Below are 15,494 nucleotides of genomic sequence, written 5' to 3' on the forward strand. Positions count from 1 at the left end.
CCGGCGATTTCCCGCAGGCTCAGGCCGCGGCCGCCGGCTCTTGCGCTTGCAGGCAGCTGCGAATCACCCGCGCCTCCCTGCCGGTCAGGGTCATGGCAGCCGTCCCGCCAAACCCCGCAGCCCCGCGCGCCAGGTCCGGGAAAATCGCCGCCAGTTCCCGGCGCTGACCGCTTTCCAGCGCCGCAACAGAGTCCGCCGAAAAAAAGAAACTCTCGGTCAGAATGCCGTTTGATTTCACGATATGATGACGGTCAAACATGAAGTGATGATAGCGGACCGTCTCCTGCTCGCGGATGGCAACCCCCGGCAGCCCGCACAGGTGCTTGGCCGCCACCAGAACCTCGGCCTGTCCGAACAGCATTTCGGCCTCCGGCAGCGCGATATGCACCCTGTGCTGCTGCGACAGCACCAGCTCTCTGGTATTGCCGATGGCCCCCGGCTCAAACACCACCGGGGCAAAGGCGCCCTCGCCGCTGACCTCGGCAGATGACAGCCAGAGGATGCGCTGAAAGCCCCCATCCCTTGTCCAGACCAGCTGCCCCTTCGTCAGTTCTTCGACCGGAACCGGGCCGCCGGCGGTTTCGATCAGGGTTCCATCGCCAAAGCAGGTAATGAAATCATTGTAGCGGGCAGTGCCATCGTTGGCGCCGCCGGTTTTCACGTAGGATTTGCCGCCTTCCAGCCGGGCACTGGTGGCATAGCCCCATACATTGGAGGTCTGCCCGTTCTGGGAAAAGACAAAAACGGTGATTTCCGGGCCGGTGGGATTGCCGCTCTCGTCCAGCTGCCGCACCAGAATATGCGACTCAGCCTCGACCTCCGTGCCATCGGCAACAATGCCGCCGCCGTCCGTGATGACGTGGTCGTCCTCCCGGTCGTCATTGAACCGTTTCCGTCCGCCGCCCGTATCATCCAGTGTCACCGTGGTTCCGGTGCCGCCGGAATAGGTGAAGACGGTGCCGTCCGGCGTGTCCGAATTGTTGATAACCGGGTTGCCAACGATCGCGCCGTTGGAACTCGACGCAACAACCAGACTCGAACTGTCCTGTGCAAAGAAGCTTCGAAGTGCCATAGGCCGCAGATTATCCCCGGTGAGGCGTGAACAGTGTCTAACCTCAGGTTATCCGTATAATGTTTCCGTGAGAAGTCCCGCGCCAGCAAGCAGCGGGAATTCGCCCCGAGGTGCGTAAGGACACAAAACCTCAATCGTCATCCGGTGCAGAGCGCGCATCCATAGAAAAAGCCCCGGGCGCTTGCGCACCCGGAGCTTTCTAGTCCGGCAATGCCGCCCGATTACTCGGTGACAGCGTTGTCCACGTCAACCGTGATGCCCGGACCCATGGTCGAGGACAGGTTGATCTTTTTCATGTAGGCGCCTTTTGCGCCCGACGGCTTGGCTTTGGCCACGGCCGACACGAAGGCACGGACGTTCTCGACCAGCTTGGCTTCGTCGAAGGACGCTTTGCCGACGCCGGCGTGCACAACGCCGCCTTTTTCCGCCTTGAACTGGACTTCGCCGCCCTTGGCTGCTTCCACGGCCGTTTTCACGTCCATGGTCACGGTGCCGACTTTCGGGTTCGGCATCAGGTTGCGCGGGCCCAGGATTTTGCCCAGACGACCGACGACGGGCATCATGTCCGGGGTGGCGATGCAGCGGTCAAAATCGATCTTGCCGCCCTGGATCGCTTCCATCAGGTCTTCGGCGCCGACGATGTCTGCACCGGCTGCGGTCGCTTCGTCCGCTTTGGGGCCGCGGGCGAACACAGCAACGCGCATGGCTTTGCCGGTGCCGTTCGGCAGGCCGACCACGCCGCGGACCATCTGGTCTGCGTGGCGGGTGTCAACGCCCAGGTTCAGGGAGATCTCGACGGTCTCGTCGAATTTCGAGGTTGCGTTGGCTTTCACCAGGGCAACTGCTTCTTCCACGGACAGGTTTTCTTTGCCTGCGAAAGCTTCGCGCGCGGCGCGGGTGCGTTTACCGAGCTTTGCCATCTTACTTCACCTCGATGCCCATGGAGCGGGCGGAGCCCAGGATGATCTGCATTGCCGCGTCGATGTCGTTGGCGTTCAGATCTTTCATCTTGGCTTCGGCGATTTCTTTCACCTGGGCCACGGTCACGGTGCCGACGGTTTCCCGGCTCGGGTTGTTGGCGCCGGATTTCACCTTGGCCGCCTTCTTCAGGTAGTAAGACGCGGGCGGCGTCTTGATGTCCATGGTGAAGGACTTGTCCTGATAGTAGGTGATCACGGTCGGGCACGGCGCGCCGGGCTCCATGTCTGCGGTCTTGGCGTTGAACGCCTTGCAGAATTCCATGATGTTGATGCCGCGCTGACCCAGGGCCGGGCCGACGGGCGGAGAGGGGTTTGCCTGACCTGCAGGAACCTGCAGCTTCATCGAACCAACAAGCTTCTTAGCCATTTGGTTTTCCTTTCAACGGGGACGGAACGCGTTCCGCCCGGAGAGTGTTGCGTGGTCGGATTTCAGGATCGCGATCCGTCCATCTCCCACGAGAGAATCTCGCCCGAAGACGATAGAGGCGGCATTTACAGGGGAACGCGGGGGTTGGCAAGTGGGCGCACCCTATAGTTTCAAACGGCATCTGTAGCTCCGCAACAAGACGTTACCGCCCAAAGATTTGACACCTGAAACGTGCTATTGTTTCGGTCATGTTACGGCCAAGGAAGGAGTGTGTTCGATGAAACCTCTTATCGCAAGCCTTTCTGCGACGGCACTTTGCGTTCTGTCTGCCATCGGATCGAATGCCGGCGAACTGGCGGATGCAGCACGAAAAGGCGATGTCGCCGCCCTGACCGGACTTCTTGAAAGCGGGGCGCCAGCGGACGAGCCGGGAGTCGCCAACCCGCTTCACTTCGCGCTCATGTCAGGCCACGAGGACGCGGCACGCATTCTGCTGGAACACGGCGCCGATCCCGACGCGAATTCCGCGCTTGGCACCCCGCTGATGGTGGCAGCGGGCCGGGACCGTACGGAGCTTATTAAGCTTTTGCTTGACCACGGCGCCGACCTCGAAGCGAGAGGAGGGCGCGAAAAACAGACGCCGCTTCATACGGCTGCCGCCTCAGGAGCCGTGAACGCAGTACGGATGTTGCTTGAGTCCGGAGCCGACCCGCTGGCGCGCGCAAAATTTGGCGATCCGCCGCTGCATTTAGCCGTTCAGAAAAACCGAACAGCGGTTGTTGATATTCTGCGCGAAGTAACAATTTGGGAGCCACCCGAACCGCCAACCGAAGCCGACCTCGCAGAGGCAGACGAGGAAAAGGGCCGCCTTGCCGCTGAGCTGTGCCAGATATGCCATCCGCTAAACGCAGGCGAAGTGTCCAAGGGGCCGACTTTGTGGGACATTGTCGGCAGGCCCGTTGCCGGCATTGAGACCTACCGGTATTCCATAGCTCTACGCCAGGATGGCGGGGTCTGGGATATCGCAAAGCTTGATGCATTCCTTGCAGATCCCAAAATGGCCTTGCCAGGCAACATGATGGCTGCCAGCAATGATCGCGTCGAAATTGCGGACCAGGAAACCCGCTGGTCGCTGATTGCCTATCTTATCACTCTAAAATGAAACCTTTCCACCGCGGCTTCATGGATTGCGGTGTGTCACTAAAGAGCAATTACACCCCAAGCTCGCCCCCAAACAAAAAAACGCCGCGTTGAACCCAACGCGGCGCCTCAAATCCCGTAGCGCGGGCACCTTGCCCGCTGCCAATCACCCCTGCTTGGTCACCTGGGTAAAGTCCAGCTCCACCGGGGTCTCGCGGCCGAAGATCGACACGGTGACCTTGAGCTTCTGGTTGTCCTCGTCGACCTCTTCGACCATGCCGTCGAAATCCTCGAACGGGCCGTCGTTCACCTTCACCTTCTCGCCCACCTCGTAGTGGATCAGGGTGCGCGGCGCCTCGACGCCTTCCTCGACGCGGCCCAGGATGCCCTGCACCTCTGCGTCGCGCATCGGCATCGGGCGGCCCTGCGGGCCCAGGAAACCGGTGACGCGGTTGATCGAGGAAATCAGGTGATAGCCGCGGTCGGACATTTCCATATGCACCAACACGTAGCCGGGCATGAAGCGGCGCTCGGTCGAGACCTTCTTGCCGCGGCGGATCTCGATCACCTCTTCGGTGGGGACCAGAACCTCGTCGATCTCGTCCTCAAGGCCCTGTTCTGCGACCGAGGTGCGGATCTGCTCTGCGATTTTCTTTTCGAAGTTCGAAAGAACGCTGACCGAATACCACCGTTTCGCCATGAACCGTTGTCCTTGTTCTGCCGGGCGGGCCTGTGCCGCGCCGCTGCCTGTTCATCCCGCTGCAGCCCTAACGCTGCGCTCTCCAACAAAAAGCGGCGTGCAAACCGAATCGCTGCACGCCCGCCTCAATAGTTCCGGATTACCTACCGCCCATTGCTGCCAAGATCAAGGGCCGCCAAGATAATGGCCTGCGCGGCAGGGGACGCCTGAAAACCGCTGCGGGCTTACCCGAACATCCCCAGAAGCCCTTGCAGGCCAAAGCGGATCAGCAGGTCGACCAGCGCAAAGAACAGCGCCGTCAGCGCTGCCATGATGAACACCATGACCGTGGTCAGCAGCACTTCGCGGCGGGTCGGCCAGACGACCTTGGATACTTCGGCGCGAACCTGCTGGATGAACTGAACGGGGTTGATAGTCGCCATACTGGGGGTGTCTCTCTGCTAGCAGTCAGGGCGATGTAACCGGTGGCGGGCCCGAATTCAAGCCCTGCCCCGCCCCTGACAGGCCTGCACCCGGCCTCCATCCGGCCCGTTGCGCGCCGTTGCGCGGGCAGCGCACGCCCGGTCAATCCAATTTTAATCCACTACTGGCAAAATTGACTCCAGCGGTTCCCTGCGGCCGAGTGCGCCGTCCGGGGGCCGGACTGTGTGAAATATCGAGATAGGATGCCATGACGCCCGCATATTCCTTGTCCCAGGCCGAACAGTTCGAACGCGATGCCCAGCTGGAGGATGCCGCCATGGCCTATGCCGGCATCCTGTCCCGCAATCCGAGGAACAGGCGCGCCCAATCCGCGCTGGAGGGTTTGCGCAAACGGCTGGACTCGCAGACCGACCCGTCACCGGTGCATCAGGCCGGGCTGGAGGCCGCGCTGGCGGAGGGCCGCCATTTCGAGGCCGCGGAAAGCTGCGGCGCGCTGCTCAAGACTTTCCGCGAATCGCATTTCCTGTGGGATTTCCTGGGCCGCTGCCACCTGGCCGCCGGCCATCTGGACAATGCCGCCACCTGCCTGAACAAGGCGATCGGCCTCAACCCCCGCGCCCCGTCGGCCTATGCCGCCATGGGCCGCGTGAAAACCGCCCGCGGCGAGCTGGACAACGCCCTGGCGCTGTTTGAGAAGTCCCTGACCCTCAACGCCGGCTGCCTGCAGGCGCTGCACGGCAAGGCAGAGGTGCTGATCCGGCAGGGCCTCCACCAGAAGGCAGCCATCATGCTGCGCAAGGCGGTGGCCCAGGCGCCGGATGACGCCGCGCCGCACCTCACGCTGGCGGGCCTGCTGAACCAGCTCGGCACCCCGGCAGAGGCCAAGGCGCATTACACCCAAGCGGTCAAGCTGAACCCCGCCCTGACAGAAGCGCAGTACCAGCTGGGCCTGCTGCTGAAGGCTGAGGGCGCCTTTGCCGATGCGCTGCCGTGTTTCGACAAGGTGCTGGAGGCTGATCCCTCGGACGACCGCGCCCGCACCCAGCGGCTGCATGTGCTGGCAGAGCTCTGCGACTGGAAATGGCTGCCGGAATACAGCGGCTACCGCCGCCAGCTGGGCCTGCGCGGCCCGGGCTGCGATCCCAGCGCCCTGATGCTGATGGAGGACAATCCAGACCTCCTGCGCGCCCGCGCCCAGTCCTACGCCAGCGATCTGTTCGGCGCAGCTGAACTGAACAGCACCCCGCCGTCCGGCCAGCGCCCCGAACGGCTGCGGATCGGCTATTTCTTCGCCGCCCGCGACGCCGCGGCGGTGCTGGACCAGCACGGCGCCATGCTCGCCGCCCATGACCGGTGCCGGTTCGAGATCCGCATCTATGCCATCGGTCCAGGCCTTACTGACAGCGACGCGCAGGCGCTTGCCGGGATGGCCTGCGGGATCACGGTTCTGGACAGCGGCGCCGCCGGCCGGATGGCCGAAGCCGTGAAGGCAGACCGGCTTGATGCCGCGGTGGATCTCTCTGGCTATTCCGGCGGCGGCGCACTGCAGCTGTTCGCCGCCCGGCTGGCGCCGCTGCACATCGCCTTCCCCGGCTACCCCGGCACCATGGGCTCTGCCGCCTATGAATACCTGATCAGCGATGCGGCCGCCTGCCCGCCCGGCAGCGAGCGCTACCACAACGAACACCTGCTGCGCCTCGCCGGCGGCCATCAGGCCGTGGCCCCGGCGGTTTCCTCCGCCGCCCCGGACCGCGCCGCCTGCGGCCTGCCCGCGGAGGGGTTCGTGTTCTGCAGCTTTGCCGGCGGCAGCCGAATCACACCGCTGGAATTCGATATCTGGATGCGGCTGCTGCAAGGCGCTCCGGACAGCGCGTTGTGGCTGGCTGACAACGGCGAACATGCCGTATCCAACCTGCGCCGCGCTGCCGCTGCCCGCGGAGTTGACCCGGACCGGCTGGTCTTTGCGTCGGCGGCCGGCCGCGCGGATCACCTGGCCCGCCTGCCGCTGGCGGATCTGTTCCTGGACAGCTTCACCGTCAACGCCACCGCCGCCGCCCGCGACGCCCTGTCCGCCGGCCTGCCGGTTCTCACCCTGCCCGGCCAGCAATTCGCCGCCCGCACCTCGGCCAGCCTGCTGCAAGCCGCCGGCCTGCCGGACATGATCGCCGCCACCGCGGAGGAGTACGAGGCCAAAGCCGCGGAACTGGCTGCGGACGACAAGGCCGCAGCCGGTCTGCGCGGTCGGCTCCGCGCACAGCAGCAGACCGCCGCGCTGTTCAGCCCCGAGCGGCTGGCCCGGCAAGTGGAGCACGCCTTTGACGCCGCCTGCGAGCGGCAGCTGCAGGGGCAGGCGCCGGGCCACATCGACCTGGAGTGACCGGCCAAAACAAACGGCCTGCCCGAAAGGGCAGCTCTGGACCGGCGATGTGCGGGAAAATGGCAGGGGCAGCAGGGTTCGAACCCGCGACCTACGGTTTTGGAGACCGTCGCTCTACCAACTGAGCTATACCCCTGTGGTGCGGCATGTCCTACGGCAGCCGCGCCGCAGAGGCAAGAGGGAAAAGCGGATTTTCTTGCGCCGCCCGCGCGGATTGCAGGCCGCGGGCTTTGCCCCGGCGCAGCCATGCAGTATGACGGGGAAAATACCGGGGCCAAGGCCCTGTGCCCCTTGCAGGAATGAGCCGTAGCCCCGTGAGCCTGAGAAAGAAAATCGCCGACAGCCCAAGGGTCAACCGCGCCGTGGAGGGGCTGTTTGCCGCCTATGTGCGATTCGCCTTCCGCACCTCCCGCTGGACCCGCACGGGGTTTGAGGAGATGGACGCCTGCGTGCGCCGCGGCGAGCCGGTGATTTTCGTGCTCTGGCACCAGCGGCTGATCATGGCGCCCTATCTGTTCGACACCTCGCTGGGCCGCATTTGCGCGCTGACTTCCGCCGCCCGCGCCGGACGGCTGGCGGGGCAGATCCTGGTGCGCCTGGGGTTCGAGACCATCCCGATGTCGAGCCACAAGCGCCACGTCGCCCTGTCGCGCGAGGTGCTGCGCCGCACCCGCGAGGGCTGCTCCATCGGCATCGCCGCCGACGGCCCCCGCGGGCCTGCGCGGGTGTCCTCCACCGTGCCGGTGGTCTGGGCCCGGATGACCGGCTGCCGGGTGTTCACCGTGGCCTTTGCCGAGAAGAAGGTGATGAAGCTGCCGACCTGGGACCAGCAGATGCTGCCGCTGCCGTTTTCGCGCGGCGTGCTGATGTGCCGGGAGTGGACGGATGAGGTGCCGAAGAAGCCCAGCGACGAGCAGGTGGAAGGGTTGCGGCAAAGCCTGGAGGCATCGCTGGATGCCATAACAGATGCCGCGGATGCGGCAGCGGGGCGCGGCAGTGAGGACCCAAAGACGCAGGCGGGCTGAGTGGATATTTGCGGCGGCGGGCTGAGTGCCCACCCTACGAACACAATACAATTCTTGGCAATTCTTGGGCAGGCAGATTGTCTGCCAGAAGTTCGTTGGTTTTTGATCTGGAAAAGACCACACCAGATTGCAGTCAACCGCAAGATGCGGAAGGGTGGCTGGAACCAGCTTTCCTTTCTTCAATTTGAATTTCCACAGGTCAAAATGCAGTCCATCACCCTGCGCTTTCTGCGCACCACAGCGTTCTTTGCCGTTTCTGCCGCTTTTCTGATTTCCGGCGAGGCCCGGGCAGAGGCGGAAATTGATCTTGGGTCCCGCAACACGGTTTCCTTGGAAACAAAAGTGCTCTGGCCCAAAGAGTACGGTTTGTATCTGATGCTGCAGAAGCACGCGGGGCTTGCCAGCGAACTGAGAAAGAGCGGGTATGACGTCTCGTTACTTAACAACTCATCAGAAGACCCCGGTCTTTTGACCTTTAACGTGAAAATCTACAAACGGGGAGATCGCAGCGATGAGTTGGTCTTCGAGCAATCGAATTTGCTACCAAATTTGATTATGAGCCGTAACGAAGAATTCGGCCTGGAAGTTGCCTTAGCTCAGCTGTCCACCGGCAGATACCGGATAGAGGCCACCCCGGAGAATACGAACCACGCCCTGGCGGACATCCCCGCAAGGCTGATGTTTATCAAAGCACTGAGGGAAAATAGGCCGCATTCCATTCCCCTCCGGACGCCCCGCGTTCTGGCCGCGCCCGGCCTGCGCTGAACCGGAGGTTTGCCTTTGGCAAAACGGGTGGGCGCGATTGCATCGCAGCCGGAGCTGACGCTCCCTGCGGCCTCAAAAGCTCCGCTGGAGCTTTTGCAAGACGGCCTCCGGCCCCAGGCCGGTCCCCGCCCTTCTCGAGCGTCACCCCAAAAGAAAAGGGCCTCCCGAAGGAGGCCCTCTCTAAGATCAGAACCGTGTGAGCTCTCGGCGATTTTCTAGCGAAAACCGCCTGCCGCCCACCGTTTCAAAATCATTATTCAATGATTTTGGAAACGACGCCGGCGCCGACGGTGCGGCCGCCTTCGCGGATGGCGAAGCGCAGGCCGTCTTCCATCGCGATCGGCGCGATCAGCTCAACGCCGAACTTCAGGTTGTCGCCCGGCATCACCATCTCGGTGCCTTCCGGCAGGGTCACGGTGCCGGTCACGTCGGTGGTGCGGAAGTAGAACTGCGGACGGTAGTTCGCGAAGAACGGGGTGTGGCGGCCGCCTTCTTCCTTGGTCAGGATGTAGGCTTCGGCTTCGAACTTGGTGTGCGGGGTCACGGAACCCGGCTTGCACAGCACCTGGCCGCGCTCAACACCGTCACGGTCCACACCGCGCAGCAGGGCGCCGATGTTGTCGCCGGCTTCACCGCGGTCCAGCAGCTTGCGGAACATTTCCACACCGGTGCAGGTGGTGGTGGTGGTGTCGCGGATGCCGACGATTTCGATCGAGTCGCCCACGTTGATCACGCCGCGCTCGACACGGCCGGTCACAACGGTGCCGCGGCCGGAGATCGAGAACACGTCTTCGATCGGCATCAGGAACGGCTGGTCAACCGCACGCGCCGGGGTGTCGATGTATTCGTCGACAGCCGCCATCAGCTCTTTGATCTTCTCTTCGCCGATTTCCGGCTTGTTGCCTTCCATCGCCGCCAGAGCGGAGCCTGCAACGATCGGGATATCGTCGCCCGGGTAGTCGTAGGAGGACAGCAGCTCGCGGATTTCCATTTCGACGAGCTCCAGCAGCTCTTCGTCGTCGACCTGGTCAACCTTGTTCATGAACACGACCATCTTCGGGATGCCAACCTGGCGGCCCAGCAGGATGTGCTCGCGGGTCTGCGGCATCGGGCCGTCAGCAGCGTTCACAACCAGGATCGCGCCGTCCATCTGGGCCGCGCCGGTGATCATGTTCTTGACGTAGTCGGCGTGGCCGGGGCAGTCGACGTGCGCGTAGTGGCGGTTCTCGGTCTCATACTCGACGTGCGCGGTCGAGATGGTGATGCCGCGGGCTTTTTCTTCCGGTGCGCCGTCGATCTGGTCGTAGGCTTTGAAGTCACCGAAGTATTTGGTGATAGCCGCGGTCAGAGTGGTCTTGCCGTGGTCAACGTGGCCGATGGTGCCGATGTTGACGTGCGGTTTATTACGTTCAAACTTTTCCTTAGCCATTGCTTAGGCGCCCTTTTGAAATGAGGGGTCGCATGCCGACCCGGTTTCCTCTGCGCCGGCGGATTATTTGGTTTGCCGGCAAAAATCAACCCGTTCCTGCTTGACAGGGGCGGTTTTCACAAGGCTCAGCCAGCCGGTTGCGTCTCTGCCGCAGCGGCCTCTGCGCTGCTGCCCGATTCCGCCGCGGCGCGCGGGGCAAACCAGCCCTCCTCCTGGTGCTGCTCGGCCATCCATTCCTCGACCTTGTCGGCGATATTGACCGCCAGCCCCTGGATCTGCTCCTGCTTGGTGCGGGCATGTCCGGAGCCCAGGAGGGCGCTTTCGCCGGTGGTGCTTTCGAAGATCTCCATCTGATGCTTCTTGGCGAGGAATTTCTTCTGCGCCACGTCATAGACAAAGACGTTCACAACCACCGCGCTTTTGGGGGAGAACAGCACCGGCACGCCGGGCGGCGCCAGCATGAAGCCTTCGAGCGTCACCGCGACGTCGTACTGCTGCGCGCCCTGGTAGCGGCGCAGGCGGGTGTTCAGCGCGTTTTCGATCGGCGCGGTCCATTCGCTGTGCTCGGCGTCGCGCGACAGCGGCCATTGCAGCGCTTTCTCAGTGTAGACGTGGGTCACGCGGGCCTGGAAGGCGCCCAGATCCTCCGGCGCCTCGTCCAGGCGGGTTTCGCCGCAGGCGGTGAGCAGGGCCAGCGCAGCCAGCATGGAAAGAATGCGGATCATGGTAGTCCCCCACGGTAAATCGGTCCTGCTCAGATAGCCGGGCGCAGCATACAGGGTAAAGGCCCGGGTTCAGCAGCCCCCGCGCGGGTGGCGCGGGGGGCACAGGCAGGCAGCAGGTTTCTGCCGCCTTACTTGAACTTGTAGTTGCGCGGGAAGCCGTGCGGCGGGCGTTTGCCCACCCCGGCGCGCTTACCGAGCCACTGGGTGAGGTCAGCCTCGTGGCGGGTCTTGCCGCCGCCCATTTCCCAGCGCAGGCCGTCATCCCAGTTGAAGGTGGTGATGTCGCTGAGGCCGCCGTCCAGTTCCAGCGAGCCCTGCTTGCCGCGGGCCATGTTGTATTTCTGCAGGCGCACGCCCTTGCCGCGGGTGAGCTCGGGCATCTCCTCGACCGCGAAGACCAGGAACTTGCCGTTCTCCGAGACCACGGCGACGTGGTCGCCGTCGACCGGGATGCAGATCTTGGCGCGCTCGTCGTCCTTGACGTTCAGCACCTGCTTGCCGCTGCGGGTCTGGGCGACGATTTCCTTCTCGGCGCAGATGAAGCCGTTGCCCGCGTCCGAGGCAACCAGCAGGCGGCCGTCGGGGTTGTGGATCAGCAGGTCGACGATTTCGGCCTCGTTCGGCAGGTCGACCATCAGGCGCAGCGGTTCGCCCATGCCGCGGCCGCCGGGCAGGTTGGCCGCCGACAGGGTGTAGAAGCGGCCGTTGGACCCGAACACCAAGAGGCGGTCGGTGGTTTCCGCATGGAAGATGAAGCGCGGGCCGTCGCCGTCCTTGAACTTCAGCTCGCGGTTCAGGTCGATGTGGCCGGTCATGGCGCGGATCCAGCCCATCTGGGAGCAGACCACGGTGATCGGCTCGCGGTCGATCATCGCCTCCAGCGGCACGTCCTCAACCTCGCTTGCCTCGGCAAACAACGTGCGGCGGGCGCCGCCTGCGTAATCCTTGCCGAACTGCTTCTTGGTTTCCTTCAGCTGTTCGGAGATGCGGGACCACTGAAGATCTTCGGAAGCCAGAAGCTCGACCAGTCCGGCGCGCTCCTCGCGCAGGGCATCGCGTTCGCGGACCAGTTCGATTTCCTCAAGCTTACGCAAAGACCGCAGGCGCATGTTGAGGATCGCCTCGGCCTGCACCTCAGTCAGCTCGCCGGTGCCGGCGGCCGGGGAGACATACTCGGCCTCGGTGAAGGCGCGGGGGTGGTCCTTGCTCCAGTCCTCGCGGATCAGGGCCGCCTTGGGATCCTCATCATAGCGGATGATGTCGATCACCCGGTCGAGGTTCAGGAAGGCGATGATGAAGCCTTCGAGCACTTCCAGCCGATGGTCGATCTTTTCCATCCGGTGGCGCGAGCGGCGCTGCAGCACGTCGCGGCGGTGGTCGAGGAAGGCGCGCAGCACCTCCTTCATGGAGCAGACCTTGGGGGTCACACCGTCGATCAGCACGTTCATGTTGAGGCTGAAGCGGATTTCCAGGTCCGAATTGCGGAACATCATGTTCATCAGAACCTCGGGGTCCACGTTCTTGGACTTGGGCTCCAGAATGATGCGGATGTCGTCCGCCGATTCGTCACGCACGTCGGCGAGGATAGGCACCTTCTTGGTCTGGATCAGCTCAGCGATCTTCTCGATCAGCTTGGACTTCTGGACCTGATAGGGGATCTCGGTGACGACGACCTGCCATTGGCCCCGGCCAAGATCCTCGACCTCGTGCTTGCAGCGCAGGCGGAAGGAGCCGCGGCCGGTGCTGTAGGCCTTGGCGATGTTTTCCTTGGGCTCGACGATGATGCCGCCGGTGGGGAAGTCCGGGCCGGGCACGTAGTTCAGCAGGGTGTCGTCGCGGGCATCCGGCGTCCGGATCAGATGCAGGCAGGCGTCGATCAGCTCGGCAATGTTGTGCGGCGGGATGTTGGTCGCCATGCCCACCGCGATGCCTGCGGCGCCGTTGGCCAGGATGTTCGGGAAGGTCGCGGGCAGCACCGCCGGCTCAGTGAGGCGGCCGTCGTAGTTGTCGCGGAAATCGACCGAATCCTCGTTCAGGCCTTCCAGCATCGCCTCGGCCACGAAGGTCATCCGCGCCTCGGTGTAGCGCGAGGCCGCCGGGTTGTCGCCGTCGATGTTGCCGAAGTTGCCCTGGCCGTCGACCAGCGGGTAGCGGACGTTGAAGTCCTGCGCCAGGCGCGCCATCGCGTCATAGATCGCGGCGTCGCCGTGGGGGTGGAAGTCGCCCATGGTGTCGCCGGAGATCTTGGCCGATTTCAGGAAGCCGCCGGTGGAGCTGAGGCGCAGGCGGTTCATCGCATATAGGATGCGCCGGTGCACCGGCTTCAGCCCGTCGCGCGCGTCGGGCAGCGCCCGGTGCATGATGGTGCTGAGCGCATAGGTCAGATAGCGCTCGCCAATGGCGCGGCGCAGCGGTTCCAGGATTTCACCCTGTTCGGGGGCAGACGGCATGTCGGGATCTTCTACCAGGTCGGTCATGAAATCGTGATACTGCCGCCGCCGGAATTGGTAAAGCGGGCGCGCGCGAAATTCGCAGGCTGCCGCAGCGCGCCAACGGATTCCGGGGGGAGAAGAAGTCTGACTCTCCCCTGTTTCCCCACCGTTAACTTGCCCTAGGTTAAATGGAACCAGGCAGCCGCGCCGTGCGTTTCTTTTTCAAACCAATGCTATTCCGTGCAGCTGCCCTGTGTGGTGGTACGAGGGGGACTAGGTTATGTCGCGATTTATTTTTGTGTCTTTCGCATTTTTGGGCTGGGGATTCTACGAACTCAGCGGAGGGGCGGATTTTGAGCCGCCGAAACGTCCGAAGCCTGTGGCCGAAGCCAAACCGGCCGCAGCGGCGCAGGGGCCCGAGAGAATCACCACTGCCGCATTGAGTGCGCAGCCGGTCCTGACCCGGCGCAGCGAAACCGAGCCGCCCGCCCGTCCCGCAGCCGATCCCAATCTGCGCCAGCGCGTGGCGGCCCAGCATCTTGTGAGTGCATCCGGCGTGCTGGCTTCGACCCAGACGGCGTTCTCGGCGGAGCCGGAAGCGGCAACCCTGCAGCTGGCCTCGCTGGAAGGCGGACTGGCGGCGGTCAGCGCAACACCGGTTGCGCTGGCAGCGGAGGAAACCACGGCACCCGCCTCGCCCGCGCCCGAAACCTTTGTCGACCGCCGCAGCATCCGCGCCTCGCGGGTGAACATGCGGCAGGGGCCGGGCACCAATTACCCGGTGATTGCCCGCCTCTTGGGCGGGGATGAGGTGATCGTGTTCGAGGACAGCGGCACCGGCTGGCTGCACCTGCGCGCGCCCGGCAAGGGCAAGGTGGGCTGGATTGCCGCTTCCCTGGTGAGCAAGAAACGCCCATAAGTGCTCCGGAGGTTTCCGGCAAAAGGGCGATCACTTGAAAAAGACTATCCTGATCACAGGCTGCTCCTCCGGAATCGGCCTGGATGCGGCCCGCGGCATGCGGGCGCGCGGCTGGCGGGTGTTTGCCTCCTGCCGGCAGCAGCGCGACTGCGACCGGATGCGGGCCGAAGGTTTCGAGAGCCCGCGCATTGATTACACCGATCCGGAGAGCATCACCGCGGGACTGGCGGAAGTGCTGGAGGCCACCGGCGGCACCCTGGACGCGCTGTTCAACAACGGCGCGCACGGGCTGCCGGGCGCGGTGGAGGATCTGCCGACCGAAGGGCTGCGCGCGATCTTCGAGGCTAATTTCTTTGGCTGGCACGAGCTGACCCGGCAGGTGATTCCGGTGATGCGCAGGCAGGGGCACGGGCGGATCGTGCAGAATTCCTCGATCCTGGGGTTTGTGACCTTTCCCTGGCGCGGCGCCTATGTGGCGACGAAATACGCGCTGGAGGGGCTGACGGACACCCTGCGGGTGGAGCTGCGCGGGACCGGTATTCACATGGTGCTGATCGAGCCGGGACCGGTGACGTCGAAAATCCGCGAGAAATCGATCCCGCATTTCGAGCGCTTCATTGACTGGAAGGCGTCGCCGCTGCGCGAGCTGTACGAATCGCGGCTGCTGAAGCGGCTTTACGAGGGCACAGGACCTGACCGGTTCGAGCTGCCGGCCTCAGCCGTCACCGCCAAGCTGGCGCATGCCTGCGAATCCAGGCGACCGCATCCGCGCTATTATGTCACCACGCCCACGCATATCGCCGGCTTCCTGCGGCGCATCCTGCCGACACGGGCAATTGACCGCATCCTTGTGAAGCTCGGATAGGGTCGCCATCGGCGCCCGTGCAGGGTAGACGGTTGCCAGCAGAATAGATGGTCTTGGGGGACAGGATGAGCGATCCGCTGTATTATCTGGCACTGGCAGCCGTGGCGGCCGTTGTTGTGGCGCTGGTCATCGGCATTGGCGGTTTCGGCAAGGGCGGCGAGTTCAACCGCCGCAATGCCAACAAAATGATGCGGCTGCGCATCCTGTTTCAATTCATTGCGGTGGTGCTGGTGCTGACGTACGTCTACCTGCGCAACCAGGGAGGATAAGCGGCG

General features: G+C 63.8%; 15 protein-coding genes and 1 tRNA gene. 7 read left to right on the plus strand and 9 right to left on the minus strand.

The window, feature by feature from the left end; genetic code table 11:
• Positions 1-19 precede the first annotated feature (19 nt).
• The 3 genes from AC58NV_RS12770 to rplK form a co-directional block, all read right to left on the minus strand.
• Positions 20-1,072: a Hint domain-containing protein gene (locus tag AC58NV_RS12770; RefSeq protein ID WP_497227473.1), complete on the minus strand. Its 1,053-nt coding sequence runs from the start codon at positions 1,070-1,072 to the stop codon at positions 20-22.
• A 221-nt stretch (positions 1,073-1,293) separates the two neighbouring features.
• The gene (rplA, locus tag AC58NV_RS12775; RefSeq protein WP_497227474.1) at positions 1,294-1,992 is read right to left on the minus strand and encodes a 50S ribosomal protein L1; all 699 of its coding nucleotides are present in this window, start codon (positions 1,990-1,992) and stop codon (positions 1,294-1,296) included.
• Position 1,993: 1 nt separating this feature from the next.
• Positions 1,994-2,419: a 50S ribosomal protein L11 gene (gene rplK / locus AC58NV_RS12780; protein ID WP_019298608.1), complete on the minus strand. Its 426-nt coding sequence runs from the start codon at positions 2,417-2,419 to the stop codon at positions 1,994-1,996.
• A gap of 277 nt (positions 2,420-2,696) precedes the next feature.
• On the opposite strand from rplK, the gene AC58NV_RS12785 reads away from it, so the two are divergent.
• A complete protein-coding gene (locus AC58NV_RS12785; RefSeq protein WP_497227475.1) occupies positions 2,697-3,581 on the plus strand; it encodes an ankyrin repeat domain-containing protein in 885 nt (294 codons plus the stop codon).
• Positions 3,582-3,725: 144 nt separating this feature from the next.
• On the opposite strand, the gene nusG is transcribed toward AC58NV_RS12785, so the two are convergent.
• Entirely contained in the window at positions 3,726-4,259 is a 534-nt protein-coding gene (gene nusG / locus AC58NV_RS12790; RefSeq protein ID WP_039150217.1) for a transcription termination/antitermination protein NusG, read from the minus strand.
• 224 nt (positions 4,260-4,483) lie between these two features.
• Entirely contained in the window at positions 4,484-4,681 is a 198-nt protein-coding gene (secE, locus tag AC58NV_RS12795; RefSeq protein ID WP_019298606.1) for a preprotein translocase subunit SecE, read from the minus strand.
• A 248-nt stretch (positions 4,682-4,929) separates the two neighbouring features.
• Here secE and AC58NV_RS12800 point away from each other — a divergent pair, with 248 nt between their 5' ends.
• Positions 4,930-7,059 carry an O-linked N-acetylglucosamine transferase, SPINDLY family protein gene (locus tag AC58NV_RS12800; protein WP_497227476.1) on the plus strand — a complete coding sequence of 710 codons (2,130 nt, stop codon included), beginning with the start codon at positions 4,930-4,932 and terminating at the stop codon, positions 7,057-7,059.
• 60 nt (positions 7,060-7,119) lie between these two features.
• Here the strand turns inward: AC58NV_RS12800 and AC58NV_RS12805 are convergent.
• A tRNA-Trp gene (locus tag AC58NV_RS12805) sits at positions 7,120-7,195 on the minus strand.
• Between the two features lie 178 nt (positions 7,196-7,373).
• Between AC58NV_RS12805 and AC58NV_RS12810 the strand changes: the two genes are divergently transcribed.
• Entirely contained in the window at positions 7,374-8,084 is a 711-nt protein-coding gene (locus AC58NV_RS12810) for a lysophospholipid acyltransferase family protein (RefSeq protein ID WP_497227477.1), read from the plus strand.
• The gene (locus AC58NV_RS12815) at positions 8,085-8,849 is read left to right on the plus strand and encodes a hypothetical protein (protein ID WP_497227478.1); all 765 of its coding nucleotides are present in this window, start codon (positions 8,085-8,087) and stop codon (positions 8,847-8,849) included.
• Between the two features lie 253 nt (positions 8,850-9,102).
• Here AC58NV_RS12815 and tuf read toward each other — a convergent pair whose 3' ends face one another.
• The 3 genes from tuf to parC form a co-directional block, all read right to left on the minus strand.
• A complete protein-coding gene (gene tuf, locus AC58NV_RS12820) occupies positions 9,103-10,278 on the minus strand; it encodes an elongation factor Tu (protein ID WP_497227479.1) in 1,176 nt (391 codons plus the stop codon).
• Positions 10,279-10,403: 125 nt separating this feature from the next.
• Entirely contained in the window at positions 10,404-11,003 is a 600-nt protein-coding gene (locus tag AC58NV_RS12825) for a hypothetical protein (protein WP_497227480.1), read from the minus strand.
• A gap of 128 nt (positions 11,004-11,131) precedes the next feature.
• Complete coding sequence (parC, locus tag AC58NV_RS12830; RefSeq protein WP_497227481.1) at positions 11,132-13,480, minus strand: DNA topoisomerase IV subunit A; 2,349 nt, start codon at positions 13,478-13,480, stop codon at positions 11,132-11,134.
• A gap of 235 nt (positions 13,481-13,715) precedes the next feature.
• Here parC and AC58NV_RS12835 point away from each other — a divergent pair, with 235 nt between their 5' ends.
• The 3 genes from AC58NV_RS12835 to AC58NV_RS12845 all read left to right on the plus strand — a co-directional run bounded on the left by AC58NV_RS12835 (position 13,716) and on the right by AC58NV_RS12845 (position 15,488).
• Positions 13,716-14,354 (plus strand): SH3 domain-containing protein, encoded by a 639-nt coding sequence (locus AC58NV_RS12835; protein WP_497227482.1) that lies wholly within the window; start codon positions 13,716-13,718, stop codon positions 14,352-14,354.
• A 34-nt stretch (positions 14,355-14,388) separates the two neighbouring features.
• Positions 14,389-15,219, plus strand: coding sequence for an SDR family NAD(P)-dependent oxidoreductase (locus AC58NV_RS12840; protein WP_497227483.1), 831 nt, complete (start codon positions 14,389-14,391; stop codon positions 15,217-15,219).
• 65 nt (positions 15,220-15,284) lie between these two features.
• The gene (locus tag AC58NV_RS12845) at positions 15,285-15,488 is read left to right on the plus strand and encodes a twin transmembrane helix small protein (RefSeq protein ID WP_366660852.1); all 204 of its coding nucleotides are present in this window, start codon (positions 15,285-15,287) and stop codon (positions 15,486-15,488) included.
• Positions 15,489-15,494: the final 6 nt, after the last annotated feature.

The organism is Leisingera sp. ANG49, assembly GCF_059694505.1.

What these genes read in the sequence shown, in the direction of transcription:
- AC58NV_RS12770 (WP_497227473.1), bottom strand. Translation starts at nt 1,072, where the DNA reads ATGGCACTTCGAAGCTTCTTTGCACAGGACAGTTCGAGTCTGGTTGTT.
- rplA (WP_497227474.1), bottom strand. Translation starts at nt 1,992, where the DNA reads ATGGCAAAGCTCGGTAAACGCACCCGCGCCGCGCGCGAAGCTTTCGCA.
- rplK (WP_019298608.1), bottom strand. Translation starts at nt 2,419, where the DNA reads ATGGCTAAGAAGCTTGTTGGTTCGATGAAGCTGCAGGTTCCTGCAGGT.
- AC58NV_RS12785 (WP_497227475.1), top strand. Translation starts at nt 2,697, where the DNA reads ATGAAACCTCTTATCGCAAGCCTTTCTGCGACGGCACTTTGCGTTCTG.
- nusG (WP_039150217.1), bottom strand. Translation starts at nt 4,259, where the DNA reads ATGGCGAAACGGTGGTATTCGGTCAGCGTTCTTTCGAACTTCGAAAAG.
- secE (WP_019298606.1), bottom strand. Translation starts at nt 4,681, where the DNA reads ATGGCGACTATCAACCCCGTTCAGTTCATCCAGCAGGTTCGCGCCGAA.
- AC58NV_RS12800 (WP_497227476.1), top strand. Translation starts at nt 4,930, where the DNA reads ATGACGCCCGCATATTCCTTGTCCCAGGCCGAACAGTTCGAACGCGAT.
- tuf (WP_497227479.1), bottom strand. Translation starts at nt 10,278, where the DNA reads ATGGCTAAGGAAAAGTTTGAACGTAATAAACCGCACGTCAACATCGGC.
- AC58NV_RS12825 (WP_497227480.1), bottom strand. Translation starts at nt 11,003, where the DNA reads ATGATCCGCATTCTTTCCATGCTGGCTGCGCTGGCCCTGCTCACCGCC.
- parC (WP_497227481.1), bottom strand. Translation starts at nt 13,480, where the DNA reads ATGACCGACCTGGTAGAAGATCCCGACATGCCGTCTGCCCCCGAACAG.
- AC58NV_RS12835 (WP_497227482.1), top strand. Translation starts at nt 13,716, where the DNA reads ATGTCGCGATTTATTTTTGTGTCTTTCGCATTTTTGGGCTGGGGATTC.
- AC58NV_RS12845 (WP_366660852.1), top strand. Translation starts at nt 15,285, where the DNA reads ATGAGCGATCCGCTGTATTATCTGGCACTGGCAGCCGTGGCGGCCGTT.